Annotated in this window: 16 protein-coding genes and 2 tRNA genes; 8 read left to right on the forward strand and 10 right to left on the reverse strand. The window is 57.1% G+C overall.

Going from position 1 to position 19,358, the window contains the following annotated elements:
- Nucleotides 1–2 precede the first annotated feature (2 nt).
- From AC07TV_RS06485 to AC07TV_RS06495, 3 genes are read right to left on the reverse strand one after another with little or no spacing between them, the layout of a single operon-like run.
- Nucleotides 3–1,400 (reverse strand): FAD-binding oxidoreductase, encoded by a 1,398-nt coding sequence (locus tag AC07TV_RS06485; protein ID WP_494647587.1) that lies wholly within the window; start codon nt 1,398–1,400, stop codon nt 3–5.
- The gene (gene rimO / locus AC07TV_RS06490; protein WP_494647588.1) at nt 1,375–2,697 is read right to left on the reverse strand and encodes a 30S ribosomal protein S12 methylthiotransferase RimO; all 1,323 of its coding nucleotides are present in this window, start codon (nt 2,695–2,697) and stop codon (nt 1,375–1,377) included. The genes AC07TV_RS06485 and rimO overlap by 26 nt, the downstream gene beginning before the upstream one ends.
- 57 nt (nt 2,698–2,754) lie before the next feature.
- A complete protein-coding gene (locus AC07TV_RS06495) occupies nt 2,755–4,128 on the reverse strand; it encodes an HD-GYP domain-containing protein (protein ID WP_494647589.1) in 1,374 nt (457 codons plus the stop codon).
- A 200-nt stretch (nt 4,129–4,328) separates the two neighbouring features.
- On the opposite strand from AC07TV_RS06495, the gene AC07TV_RS06500 reads away from it, so the two are divergent.
- Nucleotides 4,329–4,404, forward strand: a tRNA-Val gene (locus AC07TV_RS06500).
- Nucleotides 4,405–5,030: 626 nt separating this feature from the next.
- Here the strand turns inward: AC07TV_RS06500 and AC07TV_RS06505 are convergent.
- The gene (locus AC07TV_RS06505; RefSeq protein ID WP_494647590.1) at nt 5,031–7,316 is read right to left on the reverse strand and encodes a PAS domain-containing hybrid sensor histidine kinase/response regulator; all 2,286 of its coding nucleotides are present in this window, start codon (nt 7,314–7,316) and stop codon (nt 5,031–5,033) included.
- A 444-nt stretch (nt 7,317–7,760) separates the two neighbouring features.
- Here AC07TV_RS06505 and AC07TV_RS06510 point away from each other — a divergent pair, with 444 nt between their 5' ends.
- Nucleotides 7,761–8,972, forward strand: coding sequence for an ISL3 family transposase (locus AC07TV_RS06510; protein WP_494647591.1), 1,212 nt, complete (start codon nt 7,761–7,763; stop codon nt 8,970–8,972).
- Between the two features lie 666 nt (nt 8,973–9,638).
- Nucleotides 9,639–9,713: transfer RNA gene (locus AC07TV_RS06515), tRNA-Thr, on the forward strand.
- Nucleotides 9,714–9,741: 28 nt separating this feature from the next.
- Here the strand turns inward: AC07TV_RS06515 and AC07TV_RS06520 are convergent.
- The 4 genes from AC07TV_RS06520 to AC07TV_RS06535 form a co-directional block, all read right to left on the reverse strand.
- Entirely contained in the window at nt 9,742–9,942 is a 201-nt protein-coding gene (locus tag AC07TV_RS06520) for a hypothetical protein (protein WP_494647592.1), read from the reverse strand.
- A gap of 245 nt (nt 9,943–10,187) precedes the next feature.
- Nucleotides 10,188–10,862 carry an SIMPL domain-containing protein gene (locus tag AC07TV_RS06525; RefSeq protein ID WP_494647593.1) on the reverse strand — a complete coding sequence of 225 codons (675 nt, stop codon included), beginning with the start codon at nt 10,860–10,862 and terminating at the stop codon, nt 10,188–10,190.
- Complete coding sequence (locus tag AC07TV_RS06530) at nt 10,859–11,113, reverse strand: GlsB/YeaQ/YmgE family stress response membrane protein (protein WP_494647594.1); 255 nt, start codon at nt 11,111–11,113, stop codon at nt 10,859–10,861. The genes AC07TV_RS06525 and AC07TV_RS06530 overlap by 4 nt, the downstream gene beginning before the upstream one ends.
- Nucleotides 11,114–11,249: 136 nt before the next feature.
- The gene (locus AC07TV_RS06535) at nt 11,250–12,137 is read right to left on the reverse strand and encodes a LysR family transcriptional regulator (protein ID WP_494647595.1); all 888 of its coding nucleotides are present in this window, start codon (nt 12,135–12,137) and stop codon (nt 11,250–11,252) included.
- 95 nt (nt 12,138–12,232) lie between these two features.
- On the opposite strand from AC07TV_RS06535, the gene AC07TV_RS06540 reads away from it, so the two are divergent.
- The 4 genes from AC07TV_RS06540 to AC07TV_RS06555 are packed head-to-tail and all read left to right on the forward strand — an operon-like array spanning nt 12,233 to nt 14,737.
- Entirely contained in the window at nt 12,233–13,036 is an 804-nt protein-coding gene (locus AC07TV_RS06540; protein ID WP_494647596.1) for a DODA-type extradiol aromatic ring-opening family dioxygenase, read from the forward strand.
- Nucleotides 13,033–13,584 carry a cytochrome b gene (locus tag AC07TV_RS06545; RefSeq protein ID WP_494647597.1) on the forward strand — a complete coding sequence of 184 codons (552 nt, stop codon included), beginning with the start codon at nt 13,033–13,035 and terminating at the stop codon, nt 13,582–13,584. Before AC07TV_RS06540 ends, AC07TV_RS06545 begins: the two co-directional genes overlap by 4 nt.
- Nucleotides 13,585–13,586: 2 nt before the next feature.
- Nucleotides 13,587–14,141 (forward strand): YceI family protein, encoded by a 555-nt coding sequence (locus tag AC07TV_RS06550; RefSeq protein WP_494647598.1) that lies wholly within the window; start codon nt 13,587–13,589, stop codon nt 14,139–14,141.
- Between the two features lie 26 nt (nt 14,142–14,167).
- Nucleotides 14,168–14,737 (forward strand): YceI family protein, encoded by a 570-nt coding sequence (locus AC07TV_RS06555; protein ID WP_494647599.1) that lies wholly within the window; start codon nt 14,168–14,170, stop codon nt 14,735–14,737.
- 88 nt (nt 14,738–14,825) lie between these two features.
- On the opposite strand, the gene AC07TV_RS06560 is transcribed toward AC07TV_RS06555, so the two are convergent.
- Both AC07TV_RS06560 and AC07TV_RS06565 read right to left on the reverse strand, forming a co-directional pair.
- Nucleotides 14,826–16,901 (reverse strand): HD domain-containing phosphohydrolase, encoded by a 2,076-nt coding sequence (locus AC07TV_RS06560; protein WP_494647600.1) that lies wholly within the window; start codon nt 16,899–16,901, stop codon nt 14,826–14,828.
- A gap of 178 nt (nt 16,902–17,079) precedes the next feature.
- Nucleotides 17,080–17,724, reverse strand: a complete 645-nt coding sequence (locus tag AC07TV_RS06565) for a transglutaminase-like cysteine peptidase (protein WP_494647601.1) — start codon at nt 17,722–17,724, stop codon at nt 17,080–17,082.
- Nucleotides 17,725–17,957: 233 nt separating this feature from the next.
- Here AC07TV_RS06565 and AC07TV_RS06570 point away from each other — a divergent pair, with 233 nt between their 5' ends.
- Nucleotides 17,958–19,247 (forward strand): tetratricopeptide repeat protein, encoded by a 1,290-nt coding sequence (locus AC07TV_RS06570; protein WP_494647602.1) that lies wholly within the window; start codon nt 17,958–17,960, stop codon nt 19,245–19,247.
- Nucleotides 19,248–19,358: the final 111 nt, after the last annotated feature.

A 19,358-nucleotide genomic window follows, 5' to 3' on the forward strand; every position in this document is an offset into this window, starting at 1 on the left:
TCTTAGAGCACCTTGCCGGGATTCATCAAACCGCGCGGATCAAGCGCCTGCTTGAGCGAGCGCATTAGCGCCATTTCGACCGGACTCTTGTAGCGCAGGATTTCCTCGCGCTTCAACTGGCCAAGGCCATGCTCGGCCGAAATCGAACCGTTCAACGCATGAACCGCATCATGAACGATGCGGTGCACCTCGGGCTCGCAGGCCAGGAAGCTGACGTTGTCGCCGGCGTTGGCTTGCGACAGGTTGTAATGCAGGTTGCCATCGCCAACGTGGCCGAAGGCAACGACGCGTACGCCAGGAAAGGCCTTAGCCAGCACCGCATCGGCCGTCGCCAGGAATTGGGGAATCCGGGAAACCGGCACCGAAACATCATGCTTGATGCTGATGCCCTCGATCTTCTGCGCTTCGGAAATATTCTCGCGCAGCGCCCACAGCTTTTTCGCCTGCGTTTCCGATTGCGCCACGACGCCGTCGCTGACTTCGCCAGCCTCCAGGCGCCCGGCCAGCCAGGCTTCGACGGCGGCCGGATCGGCCTCGGAAAACTCGGCCAGCACGTACCATGGCGCTTCGTCGGTTGGCCGCAAGGTATCGGGAATGTTCTTGAGGACCAACCCGAGAGAGGTTTCAGAAACCAGCTCGAAGGCCGTCAGTTGGGCATCAAAAGCGGTTTTGGCCAGATTCAGCAGGTCGACCGCCGCAGCCGGTGAAGCGATATTGAGCCAGCAGGTAACCTGCCTTTTGGGCAGCGGAAAAAGCTTGAGCACGGCGCCGGTAATGATACCCAGCGTGCCCTCGGCACCGATAAACAACTGCTTGAGGTCGTAACCGGTATTGTCCTTGCGCAGGCCGCGCATACCGTTCCAGATGTCGCCATTGGCCAGAACCACTTCGAGACCGAGCGTCAGTTCGCGCGTGTTGCCGTAGCGCAAAACCTGCACACCGCCAGCATTGGTCGACAGATTGCCACCGATCTGGCACGTCCCTTCCGACGCCAGGGCCAGCGGAAACAGCCGGTCGGCGGCGCGGGCGGCCTCCTGAACGGCAGCCAGCGTGCAGCCGGCCTCGACTGAAATTGTGCTGTTTTTCCGGTCGACCGTGAGAACGCGGTTCAGGCGGCTCAAGCTGACGACTACCGCGCCGCCCGAGTCGTCCGGCGTTGCCGCACCGCACAGGCTGGTATTGCCGCCCTGCGGCACGATCGCCACGCCAGCCTCGGCGCAAATCTTGACGACCGCGGCCACCTCGGCAGTGTTGCCGGGACGAACGACACATTGCGCCGCGCCGCGGTAACGGCCGCGCCAATCGGTGACAAAAGGGGCGATGTCGGCCGGATCGGTCAGCACCTGGGCGGCGCCGACCGCTTTGGCCAGTCGATCAGACAGGCTGGGCGTAGAGGTCATGGTGATCGGCGTCGATGACCTTCACCTGGATGAAATCGCCGGGTTGGGCGTCGAAATGACCGTCGATATAAACCACACCGTCGATTTCCGGCGCGTCTGCTTTGGAACGGGCAATCGTGCCCTCTTCATCGACCGCATCGACCAGCACCTGAATGACCGTGTCGATCTTGGCTTCCAGCTTGGCGGCGGAAATATCTTCCTGAACCTGCATCAGCCAGCGCCGACGGTCTTCGCGCACATCCTCCGGCGGCAGGCCGGCGAGTTCGTTGGCCTTGGCACCTTCGACCGGAGAGTAGGCAAAAGCACCGACGCGGTCGAGCTTGGCGTCTTCGAGGAACTGGATCAACTGGTCGAAATCCTCGTCGGTCTCACCGGGGAAGCCGGTGATGAAAGTCGAGCGGATGACGATTTCCGGGCAGATGTCGCGCCACTTGGCGATGCGCTCAAGCGTATTTTCGGCCGAGGCCGGACGCTTCATTGCCTTGAGTATGGTCGGGCTGGCGTGCTGGAAAGGCACATCAAGGTAAGGCAGGATCTTGCCTTCGGCCATCAGCGGGATGACATCATCGACCGACGGATACGGGTAAACGTAATGCAGACGGACCCAAATGCCGAAGCTGGCCAGCGCCTCGCACAACTCCTTGAGGCGCGACTTGACCGGCTTGCCGCCCCAGAAGGCGGTGCGATATTTGAGATCGACGCCATAGGCGCTGGTGTCCTGCGAAATGACCAAAATCTCTTTTACGCCAGCCCGGGCCAGGTTTTCAGCCTCGGCCAGCACGTCACCAACCGGCCGCGAAACCAGCGGACCGCGCAGCGACGGGATGATGCAGAAGGTGCAGCTGTGGTTGCAGCCTTCGGAAATTTTCAGGTAGGCGAAGTGATCCGGCGTCAGGCGGACGCCTTGTGGCGGCACGAGGTCGGAATACGGATCGTGCGGTTTCGGCAGGTGGGTATGGACGTAACCCATGACCTCGTCGGCGGCGTGCGGGCCGGTGACGGCGAGCACGGCCGGGTGCGTCGACTGCACGATATCGCCCTTGGCGCCGAGGCAGCCGGTGACGATGACCTTGCCGTTCTCGCTGAGCGCTTCGCCGATGGCGTCGAGCGATTCCTCGACGGCGGCATCGATGAAACCACAGGTATTGACGATCACCAGATCGGAATTGTCGTAGCTCGGCGAAATCTCGTAGCCTTCGGCGCGCAGCTTGGTCAGGATGCGCTCGGCATCGGAACTGGCCTTCGGGCAGCCGAGGGAAACGAAGCCGACGGTCGGCACTTTTTGCTGAATAGTCATGCGATGGAAACCTTATCCGGACAGGCCGGCAAACAAAGGGCGTATTTTACGGGGGATTCAGGCCGGCAGGCGGGCAAGTGCCTGTTTCAGCGCCTCAAAACATTTCGCGTCGATGGCCGTGCCAACATTCTCGGCCATGATTTCCAGCGTCTTGGGAATCGGCACAGCGCCGCGATACGGGCGTTCGGCGGTGATCGCGTCGAAAATATCGGCCGTCGTAATGATCCGCGTTTCGAGGCAGATATCTTTCGCCGTCAAGCCGCGCGGGTAACCCTTGCCATCGAAGCGTTCGTGGTGGGCGGCCGACACCTGCGCCAGCTCGGTAAAGGCGTCGATGCGCGAGAGGATCGTCTCGGTGTACATCGCGTGCGCCTTGACCGCTTCCCACTCCTCGTCATCGAGCTTGCCGGGTTTGTCGAGCACGCTGTTGCTGACGCCAAGTTTGCCGACATCGTGCAGCAGCGCACCGCGCTTGAGCCAGCGCCGACGGTCTGCCGCCAGACCGAGCGTTTCGGCGATCAGGTCGGCGTAGAGCGCGACCCGCGCACTGTGCCCGCTGGTGTAGGGGCTCTTCGAGTCGACAACCTGGCCGAAAGCAGCGGCGATGTCGTCGAGATAATCGTCATCAAGCGCCACGACATGCCCGGCCGGCTCAAGCGCCAGCACCGCTGTCATGACATCAGGCGAAGCCAGCATTGTCCAGAAGGCGTGGTCGCCTTCCAGTTGCTCGAATGCCGCCACCAAAACGGGATCGAACCAGCCGCCAACACGCTGCCGAACCTCCTCGAAAGCGGCCGACGGGCCGCCCGAGGTATGAAAAACATCAATCACCTGAGCCAGTAGCGCAATGCGCGAATAAAGCGGAATTGCCTCGCCGGCCAAGCCGTGCGGCTTGCCCTGTCCGTTGAAATGCTCGTCCAGGCTGTAGATACCGGCCGACACGCTCTCGGGAAAACGTAGCAGGCGGGCGATTTCGGCACCCCGCTGGCAGCGGGTGGCGATCAGCTCGGTGGCGATCTGTTCGCCGTCGCGCATGATCGTCATGACGCTGCGAAAACGCTCGGCCAGTGGCGCCCTCAGCCCGGTGTGGCTGAGCACGAACTGGAGCACTCTCGGCAGGCTGTCGCCGACCTGCTTGAAATCGCGCTTGAAGCTCAGGTCGTCGGTTAGGTAGAGCTCGCAGATGCGCGCCGCATTGCTGCTGCAGCCCAGATCCTTGAGCAGCAGGGTGTAATAAAGATTCCACAGATCGTCGTCGCCAAGCCCGAGGCGACGACCGACGTGCATGCCGATCCAGCAACAACGCACGCAGTGACCTTCCGGCTGCCCTTCAGTAATGTCGAGCGCATGGCTGAGCGCCGAGATCAACTCGGAGAGTTTCAAGCCGGCCAGGGCCGGCAAGGTGAACTGAACTGGAGAATTAGCGGGCATTGGTTCGTAGATTACCAACAAACCATGAAGTTCTCTCGCTACTCAGAGATTTCTGCACGCCGGTGAGAACGGCCAACTGACTTTCGTCATCGACTGAAACCGAAAATATGGCTCGATAACAATAAAATTTCTCGATCACTCCATTGCCTGCATCCGTAACACTGACGCCAGAAACTTTATTCGTTATAATTCGCGCCCCAGCGTTCTTAGCTCAGTTGGTAGAGCGTCTGCCTTACACGCAGAATGTCGGCGGTTCGAGCCCGTCAGGACGCACCAGATATACACTTCATGATCAGTCATGAAGTACCAAAGCCCCGCTCCGGCGGGGCTTTTCGTTTGTATATCCGCCCCACGCCGTCTATATCCATTCCATGGAATACCGACATTCCTGACGGTATCGGCGACTGAACACTCTGAAACAGCAATTCGCATGACGAATTCGGCCGAAAAGTCGCTAAAACCAGCTTTCCCAAAGGGAGTGCATCTCCCGACCGAGCCCGCCGGGGCAATGCTTTGGCGCTTGAAGAACCGGTTCGACAACAAATGGAAGTCCTTGGCCGGCCGCGCCTGCAACGGATCGCCAATGTCTGGATCCGGGTTTATTCCGCAGCAAAGCAAACTCAGCGAGGAATTTGCGGATGGGGCGCGGCTTTGTCCTGTTTCTTGACTAACTTGCCTATTTTTTCCTTTTCCAAAGGGCGATTCGGGGATTACATAAATGACCGGCCGCACAGCGAACGGCTGTAGCTTCGGAACCGACTGGAATACCACCTCACACAAGGCGGCCAAATAGAAAACTCAACGACGATGGTCCAACCCCGTCTGTCGGCGAAACGATAGGGTTTTTCTCCATCGCATGGGACACCTTCGCTCGGTCTTACTTGCAGCGAGCAGCTCGATTCCTAACCAAGCCACTGCAGCAAAGTGCTGTAAAGCCGGTCGGGGTCGACGGGCTTCGCTACAAAATCGTTCATTCCTGCCGCCCGGCAGCGTTTTTCATCTTCAATGAATGCATTTGCCGTCATGGCCACGACGACAATATCCTTGCCACCTTCAAGCTGTCGAATGGCCTTCGTTGCCGTCACCCCATCCATTTTTGGCATCTGCATATCCATGAGAACCAAGGCGTAAGTGCCCGGGCGGGAACCGCCAAACTTGGCGACAGCATCTTCTCCATCTTCCGCCACGTCGCAAACAAGCCCCACTTCTTCGAGAATTGCCTGGGCAACGAGTTGGTTTATTTCGTTGTCTTCAACCAGCAATATTCGGGACCCTGCGAACCTCTCCCGCAACTGCTCGACGACATCCCTCTTCGGGTTCGTATTGAAGTCCGAATTTTCTCCATCCGTTTTCTTCAGCCGCACCGTAAACCAGAAGGTACTGCCTTCGCCGAGAACGCTCTCGACTCCTGCGTTCCCTCCCATCAATTGGGCCAGCCGCCTGGTAATCGCCAATCCAAGACCCGTTCCACCAAAGCTGCGGACTGTCGAGGCATCGCCTTGTTCAAAAGGAGAGAACAACCGGCTCATGGCCTCTTCCGAAATACCGACCCCCGTATCAATAACTTCGCACCGAAGCAAGATTGAGTCGTTGTCCTCTTGCTCCTTGAAAGCTCGTACGGTAACCGAACCCGTTTTAGTAAACTTGACCGCGTTGCTGACGAGGTTGAGCAGCGCCTGTGTCAGGCGGGTGGCATCTCCCAGCAATGACTGAGGCAGGAAATCCAATTCAGTTTTGAGCTGGATGCCCTTGGCGTTCGCAGCTTCAGCCACCATAGAGCACACACCGTTAGGCAGCAATGAAATATCCAGCCTCTCTTCCAGCAGTTGCAGCTTTCCTGCCTCGATTTTGGATAAATCCAGGATATCGTTGATGATGCCTAATAGATGTTTTCCAGCGGCGGTGATTTTCTCCAGTTTGTCTGCGGTATCCGGATCCTGATGTTTTCTAAGCAATACCGCCGAAAGACCAATAATGGCATTCATAGGAGTCCGGATTTCGTGACTCATGTTGGCCAGAAAATTCCCCTTGGCAAGATTTGCGGCCTCAGCCGCCCTCGTGGCATCTGACAAAGCCGCTGTCCGCACCTCAATCATTGTCTCCAGATGGTTCCGATGGCGTTCCAGTTCGGCTTCCGCCTCCTTGAGTTTGGTGATATCAACGGCAACCCCTGCCCACACGGTCTCTCCGGACATACGCAGCATCGGCGCCGAACGTACGTGCAACCAGACCTTTCGCCCATCAACTGGATGGAACAGCAAAACGCCGGAGTATTCCGAATTTTCGCGCAGACAGCGCGCCTCGTCCTCGATGTATTGCGCATATGAATCGCTTGCCATCAACGCAAACAGTGGCTGCGCATCCTTCATCAGGTCAGTAGGGCTCAAGCCGAGCATCTTCTCGACACCTGCGCTGATGTAGCTGAAGAAGCGTTTGCTGTCGCGCATATCGAATTGATAAACAAAACCATCAGGCAAGTGGTCGCCGATCGAGCGCAACTGTGCCTCACTCTCCCGTAAGCGCGACTCACTGAGCGAGTGATCGTATTCGATACGTTGGGAATTCATGCTGACCAAAGTCAGCGTAATCAATTGCACGGTCAGTATCTGGGCTACTGCGTAAATACTGCCAAAACCCTTCAAAAGCTCGAAAGCAGTACTGACATCCGCGTGGCTGAGTTCCTGAGCGAGTCTGGCAAAACAAAAGATGGAAAAAACCAGCAACCAGAGGGCCAGCATGACGTCGTTGGAGCCAAAGAAGGGCGGACGGTAGCGCAGGGTAACGACGGCAATTGCCAAACTGAGGATGCCGGCCAATGCGGAATAGATAACGATACGCGCATCGAGCTGGGCTGGGTCCAGGCTGTAGTAGCCGAATACAACGAAGAAGGCGAGCGAAAACAGAGCTTCCCAGCGGTAGCTAAACTGAAGCCCCCGGAAGACCAGCATGCCCCGAAGCAATAAAAGCAATCCACCAAGCAACATGGCGTTTCGCAATACACGCACAATCCAGGTTGGCGGCAAGGCACCTGGCACCAGCATCGCGGCTCCTAGAGCAAGACCCGCAACACCGGCAGTCCAGAAACCGAATCCAGGATAGGTCTTTCGCGTACGCAAGACCACGAACATAATGACGGCCGCCGCGGAAGAAAGAAGCGCATTTGTACTTAGCAGGATGGCTGTTTCCACGTCTCACACCTCTTTCACATTCGAGTTCGGCCGCGACAAACCCAGTTTTAATCGTCGAGCCGCGAGCACCAAGAAACCAGCAGAACCGTTTGAAATGCATCAGCCCAACCAGATGCTTTATTGGTGTTGATACCAACATCTGTTGCTTCTTACAGACCCCTCTGTGCGAATTACGTTTGCCATAAATCGGTGTGAAGAGAAAAAAGTCCAACATTGGTGCCGCTCGCGCCAGTTCTGTCAAATATGATAAATAGTATAGTTACTTTAAAATCATCACAACTACCTTTGCACGGAAAATTGGCCGCCTGCCCCCCCCAAAAAAAATGGTTCATCGCGCTTTACCGGGGAAGCGGGGCTTGACGGATTGACCAAGGGCTAGGAGGCAGAGGTTCGGAGTTGGTAGATTGATAGTCGCCAAACAAGTCAATCTTCCAAACCCCTGCCATGTCGAATGCTATGTTGGCCCTTCAATTCTGGGAAGGGCATGTGGTTGATTCGTGCCGCGAAGAGGCCGACGGCTCACTACTGATCAGTCTCTCCGAAGCACCGGAAATACCTGCCCGTTGCGGGGCCTGCCAAGCTCCTTGCGTTCTGGTTCACGAACGGAATCGGCGACGCATCAGAGAGCGCGACTGGTTTGATCGTCGAGTCTGGCTGGATGTGCCGATTCGTCGGATGGACTGCCACCACTGTGGTGCTCGGATGGTGGAGCACATTGCCTGGCTGGACAGGCGCAGCCGAATCACCCACCGGCTCCGGGCCTGGGTGGAAGCCCTGGCGCAACTCCTGCCGATTGCTCATGTAGCCCAACTGACAGGGCTGCACTGGCACACGATCAAAACCATCGACCATCAACGACTGGCGCGCCTACATGGTGAATTCAACGCCGAGGGGAGCCGGCATTTGGTCATGGACGAGTTTGCGCTGCACAAAGGGCATCGCTACGCCACTGTCGTCATGGACGCCCAGTGCATGCGGGTGCTCTGGGTCGGAGAAGGCAATAGTCGGGAGGCCATTCGGCCTTTCTTTGAATTGCTCGGGGAAGAAGCTTGCCGACAGATTGAAGCCGTCGCGATGGACATGAATACCGCTTTCGATTTGGAAGTGCGGAAACACTGCCCCAACGCCGAAGTCGTCTATGACCTCTTTCACGTGGTGGCGCGCTTTGGCCGTGATGTGGTCGATCGCGTCCGCGTCGATCAGACCAACGCCCTGCGCGAGCAACCGGCGGCTCGAAAAGTGATCAAACGCAGCCGTTGGCTCCTGCTGCGCAACCGGGACAACCTGCAGGAGGAGCAGGCCGTCAAACTTGAAGAGTTACTTGCCGCCAACGCACCGTTGGCAACCGTTTATCTCCTGAAAACCGAACTCAAGGAAGTCTGGTTTGCCCCATCCGTCCGGGAAGGCGCGCAACGATGGAGGCGCTGGTATCGCCTTGCCCTCGATAGCAAGCTTGCTCCCGCCATCCAGTTCGCCAAGCGACTTCGGAAATACCTTCGAGGCATCCTCGCTTCCGCCCTCTATCCGATGAATTCCTCCATCCTCGAAGGTGTCAATAACCGCATCAAGGTCATCAAGCGCATGGCCTACGGATTTCGCGATTCAGCCTACTTCTTCCTGAAAATCAAGGCCGCTTTCCCCGGTAAAGCGCGATGAACCAAAAAAATGGTCTGTTCTTCGGTAAAACATTTCTTCACGTCCAATCGCCTTGCCTTTTGGGGTTGGACTCTAAAATCACCTGCAACTCAGCTCCAGGGGACGGCGCGCACCATCGATCCCTTAAAACCGGAACGGCGTCAGCCAGACCAGCACAAGGGCAGCCATCTTCTTGCTCATATTTTCCCCCGTTGCCACACCTGCCCTTTCGGCAGTTGGCGCCAATGCTACTCTGACCTGGTTCGACGTATGTTGGCTCGCACACATACCTAGCTGACATTTTTCGACCAAATTGAGACCGGAATCTGGCAAGAAGCGAAGTAGGTCCTTGAAATATCAGCATCTATCCCGGCGAACGACACACAGGCGCCGGGAACAGGTGCGAGGCGTAGCCGTCCGCTGGAAACACTGACAGACGTCCGTCCCTCACGCAACATGGCGTTTCAAACCTTAAATTTGCCAAACACGGCGGCCACTAGGCTGTTACAATGCGCCCCGCTTGAACGTGATCACCAGTCGCGTTACAGGTATCCAGAAATTCTTTGGACACCCAGGCGCATAGCAATTGACGGTATTTCTGACGGGATCCAAAAGATCAAATCAGAAGAAATTGAGTAACCACGGCTTATACAGCGCTTACTTCGACCCCGTCAGGAGCATCAGGTTGCCCATGTGGCTCAGTGGTAGAGCACTCCCTTGGTAAGGGAGAGGTCGGCAGTTCGATCCTGCCCATGGGCACCATCCCGCTTGCAGTTGCCGCCCGACAAATCTATTGCTTTGTCGCGGGCGAGCCAAACTGCTTGAGCGCCGAGAGAAACTCGCTGAAGTTTGCTTCACGAACCGTGATGTTGCTCAAGGTGTCCCGAAGGCTGAATACCGACAGATCGATTTCACCAGCATGAGCATTCCCCTTGCTGGCGACTTTACTGCCAGTTTGCGTTGGGTTTGCCTTGGTGCTGGTGAGTGACATGTTGCTGCCTTCCTTTGTCGAGGAGTTCATTTTGTCTTGCGCGTTCCGAGGTGTCTGTGAACAAATTCACAGAGCATTGCCAGCCCGAAAAATTCATTCCGCTCCAAGCCAAAGACCCTTGCCAAAACAGGACTTTGGCCGATGACTGAAGCAAGGCACGACATTTCAAATTCGGGCGAAATTTCCAGTTGACCGTAGCAACGCCCCCCGATGGGCGTTGCATTTCAAGTTCAATGCGACCGCATTCAGTCGGCCAGCTCGATCTGCCCGCTAACGTTTGTCGTAACCAGGCTTTCGCCGGCCTCCAGCGGCGCCGGAGCAGCTTCTGCCGCCATCATCACTCCACGAGCGGCACGCATCATCGGGATCGGCATGCCGCCGCCCTGCTGGACGTTGAGTTGCTTGATCTTCCAGGTCTTGCCGAGTTGTTCGGCGATTACCCCGGCGCGGCTCTGGAAAGCGACAATCGCCTCACGAGTGGCTTCATCTTCGACCTTGCGGCGGGTTTCCGGCGACGGCAGCAGGCTGACTTCGCCGACGGCCAGGCGCATTTGCTGCAGCTTGCCGAGCAACTCCGAAACGCCACCCTGGTCCTTCGACTCAAGCACCAGCTCGCTGCGCATGCGCCAGCCGTCGATCTTTTGCGCCTGGCCGTACACCGGGTAGGTAGACTGCTGGCCACTCTTGACCGAGATTCCGGGCTTGCTGCGAATCAGCTTCAAAGCCTCGGCGACATCGGTGTTCACGCGTTGGGCCAGTTCAGCCGGGCTCTTGCCACTGGCCTCGCTGAACACACTGGCGCGCACCATGTCGTTCGCTGCCGGGCGACTGGCCTGGGCCGACAGATCGACCAGCGCACCAGCCTGGGCAGTTGCCGCGGCAAGGCAGCCGGTAATCAGCATCAGGAGAGCCTTGCTCATTTCAACCCCTTGTCGCGCAGGCGGCCGTAGACCACCAACAGCAAGATGGCGACGACCACGGAAGCGACAAATCCTGCACCCTGGCCAGCCCGGTACCAGCCCATAGCCTGGCCAAGCACGCCGGCCAGAAATGAGCCGCCAATGCCGAGCAGGATGGTGGCAATGAAGCCCATGTTGTCCTTGCCGGGGTGCAGGAACTTGGCGATGACGCCGACCACGAGGCCGACCAGAATGGTCCACACGATACCCATTGTTCAAACCTCTTTCACGTGACGATCAATGCCAGGCGCAAGTGTCGCCTGTCGTCAAATATTAACGCGCAGGCCGCATCATGGTTGGCGTGACTCGGTAAAGAATTGTGATCCGATAACTCGGCACTCCGGCCTGCTACTGCCCGGCCAGCCGTTCGGCCAGCGTATCCATCAACACCCGGACGCGGTGAGGGACATGGCGATTGCTCGGCAGAATGGCATAGATGCCGAGCTCGGGAATCGGATATTCGGCCAGGATTTCGACGATCCGGCCACTGGACAGGAAGCTATCGGCAATGAAATCCGGCTGGCAGCTGATGCCCAGCCCCTGGGCCGTCGCTTCGGTCAGCACGTCGCCATTGTTGGCGTTGAGGCGACTGCGGATATGGAAGCTCTCAAGCTGCCCATCGACCATGAATTGCCAGAGCTGGCTGCTGCCGGCATTGGTGTAGCCAAGGCAGACGTGGTTTGCCAATTCGGCCGGTTTTTCCGGTTGACCGTGGCGACTGAGATATTCCGGCGCGGCGACGACTAGCAGGCGGCTGGTCCCGATCTTGCGCGCTACGTCACCCGATTCCAGGCGCCGGGTGATGCGGATCGACAGGTCGATGCCTTCCTCGATCAGGTTCACGCGCCGGTCGCTGTAATCCATGTCGAGCGAGACTTCCGGATAGCGCTCCGAGAAATCGAGCAGGATCGGCGCCAGGCGTTTCATGCCGTAACTGAGCGGCAGGCTGATGCGGATATTGCCGCGCGGCGTCAGGCGCTCCTCGGCGACGCCGGTTTCGGCCGCTTCGACAAGATTGAGGATGACCCGGCATTTTTCCAGATAGGCCGTGCCGCCCGAGGTCAGGGCCAGCCGGCGCGTGCTGCGCGCCATGAGCTTGACGCCGAGATGCGTTTCCAGCGCAGCGATTTGCCGCGTCACCACCGAACGGGCAACGCCCAGTTGCTGCGCCACGGCCGAAAAGCTGCCGAGTTCAGCGACCCGAACGAAGAGATGCATGGCTTCGAGGCGATCCATTGTTGCAACTCCAGCAATAGTAATTTGCACATTGTCGGCTATTTCGATCCAAATAACAGGCATAAAGTGCGTCCATCGACACAGGAGTTGCCGCAATGACACAGATTCAACCCACCCTTTTTGTTCCGCACGGTGCGCCGACTTTCGCGCTGCGCCCGGGTGCGGCTGGCGCTGCGTTGTCGGCCATGGCCGGATCGCTGACCCTGCCACGCGCCATCGTCATCGTCAGCGCCCACTGGGATACGGCCGAACCGACCGTCGGGTTCGCCGAGCGTCCGGAAACCATTCACGACTTCTGGGGTTTCCCGGATGAACTATACGAAATCCGCTACCCGGCCACCGGCTGTCGCGAGGCATCCGAAGAAGTCGTTGCCGCACTGAGGGCCGCCGGCCTGCCGGTCGCCACCGATGCCAGGCGCGGCCTCGACCATGGTGCCTGGGTGCCACTGCGCCTGATGTTCCCCGATGCCGAAGTGCCGGTCATTCCGCTCTCCATCCAGAGCCGGGGCGGCCCGGTCCAGGCCTACAAGCTGGGTCAGGCGCTGGCGCCGCTGACGGAAAAAGGCTTTCTCGTCATCGCCTCGGGCAACCTCACCCACAACCTGCGCGACTACCAGATGGCAGCCCGCAACACCGGACAGACGCCAGCCTATGTGCGTCAGTTCACCAACTGGCTGGCCGACACTCTGCAAGCACACGACATTGACGCATTGCTCGACTATCGCCGGCAAGCACCAGGCGGTGCCCAAGCCCACCCGAGCGATGAACATTTGTTGCCCTTGTATGTCGCACTCGGTGCCGGTGGTGAAAACGCCGAAGCCAGGCGCTTCCATGCCGGCATCGACGATTACGTCATCGCCATGGATGCTTATTCATTTTTGCCCAAAAAAGGAGGTTGACCGTGGCAACCCAACATTACACCAGTACCGCCAAGCTCCTGCACTGGCTCATGGCCGTCCTGATTTTCTGCCTGCTGGCCCTCGGTTTTTACATGCATGACCTGCCGCTGTCGCCAGACAAGCTGAAGCTCTATTCCTGGCATAAATGGGCTGGCGTCACGGCCTTCCTGCTCGTCGGCTTTCGCCTGCTCTGGCGCTTCACGCACCGCCCGCCGGCGCTGCCGGACAGTATGCCGAAGCTCATGCAGTTCGCCGCCCACGCCGGCCACCTGGCGCTCTACGGGCTGATGCTGGCCATCCCGCTGTCCGGCTGGCTGATGAGTTCGGCCAAAGGTTTCCAGACCGTCTGGTTCGGCGTCCTGCCCATCCCCGACCTGCTTGAGAAAAACAAGGAAGTCGGCGATCTGCTGGCCCTCGTCCACCAAAGCCTGAACCTGCTGTTCGTGGTCGTGCTGCTCGGTCACATCGGCGCTGCACTGAAACATCACTTCATCGACAAGGACGACATCCTGACCCGCATCCTGCCTCGCCACTCCAAGGAGAACTGAACATGAAACGCCTCGCCCTAGCCCTCGCCTTCGCCACCCTGATCCCGGCCGCCCATGCCGTTGAATACACCCAGGTGCAAGCTGACAAAAGCGCCGTCAATTTCGTCTACAAACAGATGGGTGTTGCGGTCGACGGGAAATTCAAGAAGTTTTCCAGCCAGCTGAGTTTCGACCCGGCCAAGCCAACCGCTGCCAAGGCCAGCCTCGACGTCGAACTGGCCAGCGTCGACACCGGCGCCCCCGAAGGCGACGAGGAAGTCGCCGGCAAGCCGTGGTTCAACACCAAGGCATTCCCGACTGCCAAGTTTGTTTCCGGTAGCGTCAAGGCACTCGGCGGTAACAAGGTCGAAGTCGCCGGCCAGTTGACCATCAAGGGCAAAACGCAGGATGTCGTCATCCCGGCCACCTTCACGGCGCAGGGCAACACGGCCGTCTTCGATGGCGCCTTCACCATCCGCCGCGCCGACTTCACCATCGGCGAAGGCGCCTGGGCCAAGTTCGACATCGTCGCCAACGACGTCCAGATCAAGTTCCGCATCACCGCTTCAACGAAATAAACCCCAAACCACCACAGGAGAATCACATGAAAAAACAACTCGCCATCCTCGCTCTCGCCATTGCTGCCGCCGCCCCGGCCCTGGCCGCCCCGGAAACCTTCACGCTCGACGGCACACACAGCTTCCCGCGCTTCTCGTACAGCCACTTTGGCTACTCGGTCCAGATGAGCCGCTTCGACAAGACCACCGGCACCATCGTCCTCGACAAGGCGGCCAAAACTGCCAAGATTGATCTCGTAATCGACACCAAGTCGGTCAGCACCGGCTCCGAGACCTTCAACGAGCACATCCAGGGCGAAGACTTTCTCAACACCGCCAAGTACCCGACTGCCACCTTCAAGTCGACCAAGGTTGTGTTTGAAGGCGACAAGCCGGCCTCCATCGAAGGCAACCTGACCCTGAAGGGCGTGACCAAGCCGGTTACCCTAAAGGTCACCGGCTTCCTGGCCATGCCGCACCCAATGATGAAAAAGGATGCCATCGGTGGTACCGCCACGGTCACCGTCAAGCGCACCGACTTCAACATGGGCAAGTACGCGCCCTACGTTGGTGATGATGTGACCATCGATATTGCTGTTGAAGCTATCAAGCAGTAATCGCGTCGCCAACTCGCAAAAAGCCGCCTCGACCCGGGCGGCTTTTTTTGTTTCAGCAACAACGGGCTATCGGCCCCACCTCATCTAATCATGAGGCATCTGCCGATGGTGCTGACCACTTGATCCATTCCGGCCGATTTTCAGCCACATGGAATAAAGCCGCGACAACATGGCGATCGTATTTGGAGCCACTCTCGTTCAACAACTTGTCGAGGGTCTGCTCCAAGGGCACGCCTGCGCGATAGGCCCGGGCGCTGACCATCGCCACAAAGGCATTGGCAACCGCCAGAATCCGGCTTTCGAGCAAGAGTTCGGACTCCTTCAGCCCGGCAGGATAGCCGCTACCATCTAGATGCTCGCTCTTTTGGGCGATGACATCGATGACCGGCCCCTCGAACTCAATCGCCTTGAGTACCGCCACGGAGTGCTGTACGTGTGATTGCATGATTTTCTGTTCCTCGGGCGACAGTACTTCCCGTTTGGTCAGCAATTCCCGCGGCACAAATATCTTTCCAACGTTTGCCAATTTAGCTGCCATATCGAGCGTCTCCGCAGCCGAGTCATCGAGACCCAGTTCGCGCGCAATTGCTCCGGCAACCAGAGCCGTACGCATCGAGTGTTCGGTGCAAAAGGGGTCATGAGAATCAACGATGCAGGTCAGTACTCCGACAAGCTGATTCATTAGCGCCTGACGTTTTTTCTGCGCGTCCTGCTCGACCGTCATGTCGCGAGCCAAACATAGCACCTGCCCCGGCCCTTCATTCGTCGGGATAGGCACCGCAGAAAAATAATTATGGCTGGCGATGTCGCCAATATCCAGATCCAGCATCCGGGACACTGGCTGGGATGTCCGCAGGCTTTCCTGCACGAGAGAGTCGATCCGGTGAGCAACAGACGGCCCGACGATGCTGGAAAGCGTTTTCCCCCGGAGCGCCTGCGGAGCCTCGTTGACCAGGGAGCCAAATGCCTTGTTGCAGAACTTCAGGCGCTCCTGTTCTACGGTAAAGATAAGGTCCGGAGTGCCATCCATGACGCTCATCAACAATGCGGATTGATCAGCCAATTCACGAGACTTGCTGCGTAGCACTTCGGAAACCGATCGCTCTTTGACGCTGGCACCATGCCACCACGCCGCAATCAAACCTGCGGCAATTACCAAAATGGCAAAGGTCAGAGAAATAATGAGAAAGCGCTGATGATCCCGCGATTCCTTGAGAGCCTCGACAGCATCAATCTTCTGGACCAGCACCCAGGGAGTCTGGCGAAAACTCCTGCTCACGGTCAAAACCTCTCGTCCGGCATAGTCCAGATTGATGAAAAAGCCCCCGGGCTTAGTCAGCGCCTCAACTTCAACCTGATTCACGGCAGCCAGCGAAACCTGCTTGCGTAGCGGCGCGGTACCATCCGCCAGCGGAGAAAGGAAGGCAATTGAATCCCCCTCCTGCCTCACCAGCAAGGTTTCGTCAGCACTCGTCAGCGTTCCCTTCCTTAACAGCAAGGGAAACAGTTCATCGCGAGCCCGCTTGACACCGGCGATCGCAGCGATCGGCTTCTGCCCGGCATCATTTGACTGAACGGAAAATACGGGGACAGCGAAACCCAGCACCACCTCCCCTCCATGATTTTCATACAGATCCTGGAGGGCTGGCTTGCCTGACTCTATTGCACGGAGCAGTGTCGCCTTCAAGACAGCGTCTGTATGAAAGCCAGAAGTCGCAACAATTGTTTTACCGGCAGCATCCACAATAACGATGCCCGAATCGGACGCGGAAGCAATGTTGGCCTGAACCTTTGTCTTTTGGCTTGCCAGGGAAAAACCATTTTTTTCCGCCGTTGTTTCCAGCAGGTTACGCAAGTAACCGAATTGTGCTGCCTGGGAGTCAATGTTTTCCGCATCCGGGGCAGCTACCAGTTGCGACAGATAAAAACGCAACGACGCGTTGTCGGCCAGTTCCCTGACCACCCCATATTGCGTATCTATCCACTGATTGAGGCTTTGAGCCCGGCTCTCGGCAACGACACCAAGCAAGGTTTCCCAAGCACGCAGATCACGCTCTTTCTCACTGGCCGCATAGTTGATGATTGCCCAGAGACCTGCAATCAGGAGCACCCCCAGCGCAAGAATTGCTGGAGCCCACTGCTTACGCCACATTAGGGTTTTCATGATTTTGCAGTCCTGGCAACAGGGCATTCACAGGCGCCCAATGGATTAGCCGAAACACTTGCTGATGCTGGCATGTACAAAGACAAAGGCAGCACAAAATTGGTGTCACACATGCGTTTACCTCAATGAATCATATGTCTCGCTTGGTGCTTTGACAATTTATGATAGCCACTACACATCATGGCAAATGCATCCACCAATTACGCTCGTTCAGCGAAAAAACAGGAACGTAATGAGCAATCTTTTGATGCGAAACAACTTCCCGAACCTGATTATCCAAAATATAAATATCATCTCGCATATAAACTGCCAAGACCGCATGAGGAATTCTAAGATTGGCATCCTGAACAACCACAACCCTCAAGGACTCAGCAGGAACCCCCAACTGTCTTAGCGAAAAATACTTAATGATGGCGAAATCCTCACAATCGCCACCTAAAGTCAGGAATTCACGCGGAATCGCCCAATAGTCCGAACGCCCATAATTGTCCTGATCCAGAACATAGCGAAAGCGATTGGAGAAATCGTTCACCACTGCGACCTGTTCGCGAGGTGCATGCCCGCGCATGGAGCTGATCATCTCCAACCACTCCGGCACCTTGCAAAGATTAATCGGACAGTTCTCTGGGCTCGGGCGATCCTCCGCATGACGACGCATAACCGACACCCACTGGGGAAAGATCGAAAACCCCTCCTTGCGCTCCTCTCTGGAACTGAAGAGTTTGTGGTCAAGTGACAGGCTCTCTGCGGTGGCGACAACTGAGAAGCAGGCTCCAACCAAATACAAAAACACCTGAATACATACTGAAAAAGTGACTTGCACGTATCAATCTCGGCCGGGGTAAGGCAAAAATACATTTTGCACAGGAATGCTCCGAACTATCGCATATGCAAGTTTACTGTCGAATAACTTTACAGTTGTAAAAAACCTACATACTCCGCCGCTAAACACATCTTGGGAAGCAATCTCATGACATGAGCAGTAGGTACCGTTTACACTTACGAAAATTAACGTTTTGTTACCAAATCACCACAGTCACTATAGAGGTACGATACATGAATGCTCGCAAAGCAGAAACCTTTGGCTCCCTGAAACGCGCCTGCCTGCCTGTCTTTCTGGCCTTTGCCGGAATATCGGCCGCTACCGCCCAAGAAGCAGTCGATACGGAAAAACTTTTCAAGGAAGGCATCTTCCTGCGCGAACAAGGTCAGGTATTCAGCGCCATCGAAGCACTTGAAACAGTATTGAGCAACAATCCCTCGCTCAATCGTGCTCGCCTGGAACTGGCTGTTGCCTACTTTCGGGCACTTAACCTGGATCAGGCCAACATTCAGGCGCAGAAAGTCCTTGACGACCCCAAGACTCCGGAAAACGTTCGCTTGGCAGTACTGGCCTTCCAAGCCCAGATCAAGCGTGACCAAGCAGCACTGGTTGCCAAACCACACACCTTTGAGCCCTCTATCTCGCTTGGCTTTCTGTACGACACCAACGTAAACGTCGGCCCGAGTGGCGCCACGTTGCCCGGTGGCTTGGTCCTCCAACCCGGCTCCACCCCCCAGCATGATTGGGCAGGAGTTGCTCAGGCTGGCATTACGCACACCTATAACTCTCCGACGGTCGTTCGATTTGGCGAAACAGCGTCACGCCTAATCTGGCAAACCAGTGCCGGCCTGTATCACAAGGGTTATTTCGAAAAAACCGACTTCGATCTGACGGCCCTCTCGCTATCGACCGGCCCGGGCTGGGTTGCTCCGAACAAATGGCGTACCAAGCTCAATTTCCAAGCTGATGCCCTATATCTCGGTGGCGACTACCTCGGTCTCTATACCTCCGTTTCCCCGACTTTTACGCTGCAACTTAAAAACGGTGAGCTGACTTGGGATGCCCTGGTGCTGAACAAGAATTTCGATCGAGCCATCGATGCCGGGCGCGACAGCAACTATTACTCCACCGGCCTCTCATACGGCCATCTGTTCCTGCAAGGGAAACTGGCCGTTCAGGGTGGCGCTCACGTCTTCATGGAAGAAGCCTCGGCTAACCGCTTCAGCAATGATGGCTGGGAAGCCTTCATTGGTGCCAACGTTGTCGCCTGGCAAAATGGTTCTGTATATGGCCGCTACAGCTACAAGGACACGAAGTTCGATGGCGTGGAACCAGTCTTTAACGTTGCCCGCGACGAAACCGAGCATCGCCTTGAAGTCGGCTTTGGCCACAACTTCAAGGAAGGTCTGATGAAAGACTGGCGTGTGTCCGGTAGCTGGCAATTCACGGACAACAACTCCAACGTAAGCATCTACACTTACGAACGCGAAGTTGTAGGCGTAAATCTGGGCCGTTCGTTCTAAAGCAACACAACCTTAGCTTCAAAGTCAAAGGGCGCCGATGGCGCCCTTTTTTCGTCCCCTATTTCCTGCTCGACCAAGACAAAACGATGAATATACGTCGAAATTCTTTAC

This window comes from Azonexus sp. GW821-FHT04F04 (assembly GCF_059420025.1).

Bases quoted from the DNA above. Each gene is read 5' to 3' on its own strand.
- AC07TV_RS06570 (WP_494647602.1), top strand. From the start codon at position 17,958: ATGAATGCTCGCAAAGCAGAAACCTTTGGCTCCCTGAAACGCGCCTGC.
- rimO (WP_494647588.1), bottom strand. From the start codon at position 2,697: ATGACTATTCAGCAAAAAGTGCCGACCGTCGGCTTCGTTTCCCTCGGC.
- AC07TV_RS06530 (WP_494647594.1), bottom strand. From the start codon at position 11,113: ATGGGTATCGTGTGGACCATTCTGGTCGGCCTCGTGGTCGGCGTCATC.
- AC07TV_RS06520 (WP_494647592.1), bottom strand. From the start codon at position 9,942: ATGTCACTCACCAGCACCAAGGCAAACCCAACGCAAACTGGCAGTAAA.
- AC07TV_RS06510 (WP_494647591.1), top strand. From the start codon at position 7,761: ATGTCGAATGCTATGTTGGCCCTTCAATTCTGGGAAGGGCATGTGGTT.
- AC07TV_RS06525 (WP_494647593.1), bottom strand. From the start codon at position 10,862: ATGAGCAAGGCTCTCCTGATGCTGATTACCGGCTGCCTTGCCGCGGCA.
- AC07TV_RS06540 (WP_494647596.1), top strand. From the start codon at position 12,233: ATGACACAGATTCAACCCACCCTTTTTGTTCCGCACGGTGCGCCGACT.
- AC07TV_RS06560 (WP_494647600.1), bottom strand. From the start codon at position 16,901: ATGAAAACCCTAATGTGGCGTAAGCAGTGGGCTCCAGCAATTCTTGCG.
- AC07TV_RS06550 (WP_494647598.1), top strand. From the start codon at position 13,587: ATGAAACGCCTCGCCCTAGCCCTCGCCTTCGCCACCCTGATCCCGGCC.
- AC07TV_RS06485 (WP_494647587.1), bottom strand. From the start codon at position 1,400: ATGACCTCTACGCCCAGCCTGTCTGATCGACTGGCCAAAGCGGTCGGC.
- AC07TV_RS06495 (WP_494647589.1), bottom strand. From the start codon at position 4,128: ATGCCCGCTAATTCTCCAGTTCAGTTCACCTTGCCGGCCCTGGCCGGC.
- AC07TV_RS06535 (WP_494647595.1), bottom strand. From the start codon at position 12,137: ATGGATCGCCTCGAAGCCATGCATCTCTTCGTTCGGGTCGCTGAACTC.
- AC07TV_RS06555 (WP_494647599.1), top strand. From the start codon at position 14,168: ATGAAAAAACAACTCGCCATCCTCGCTCTCGCCATTGCTGCCGCCGCC.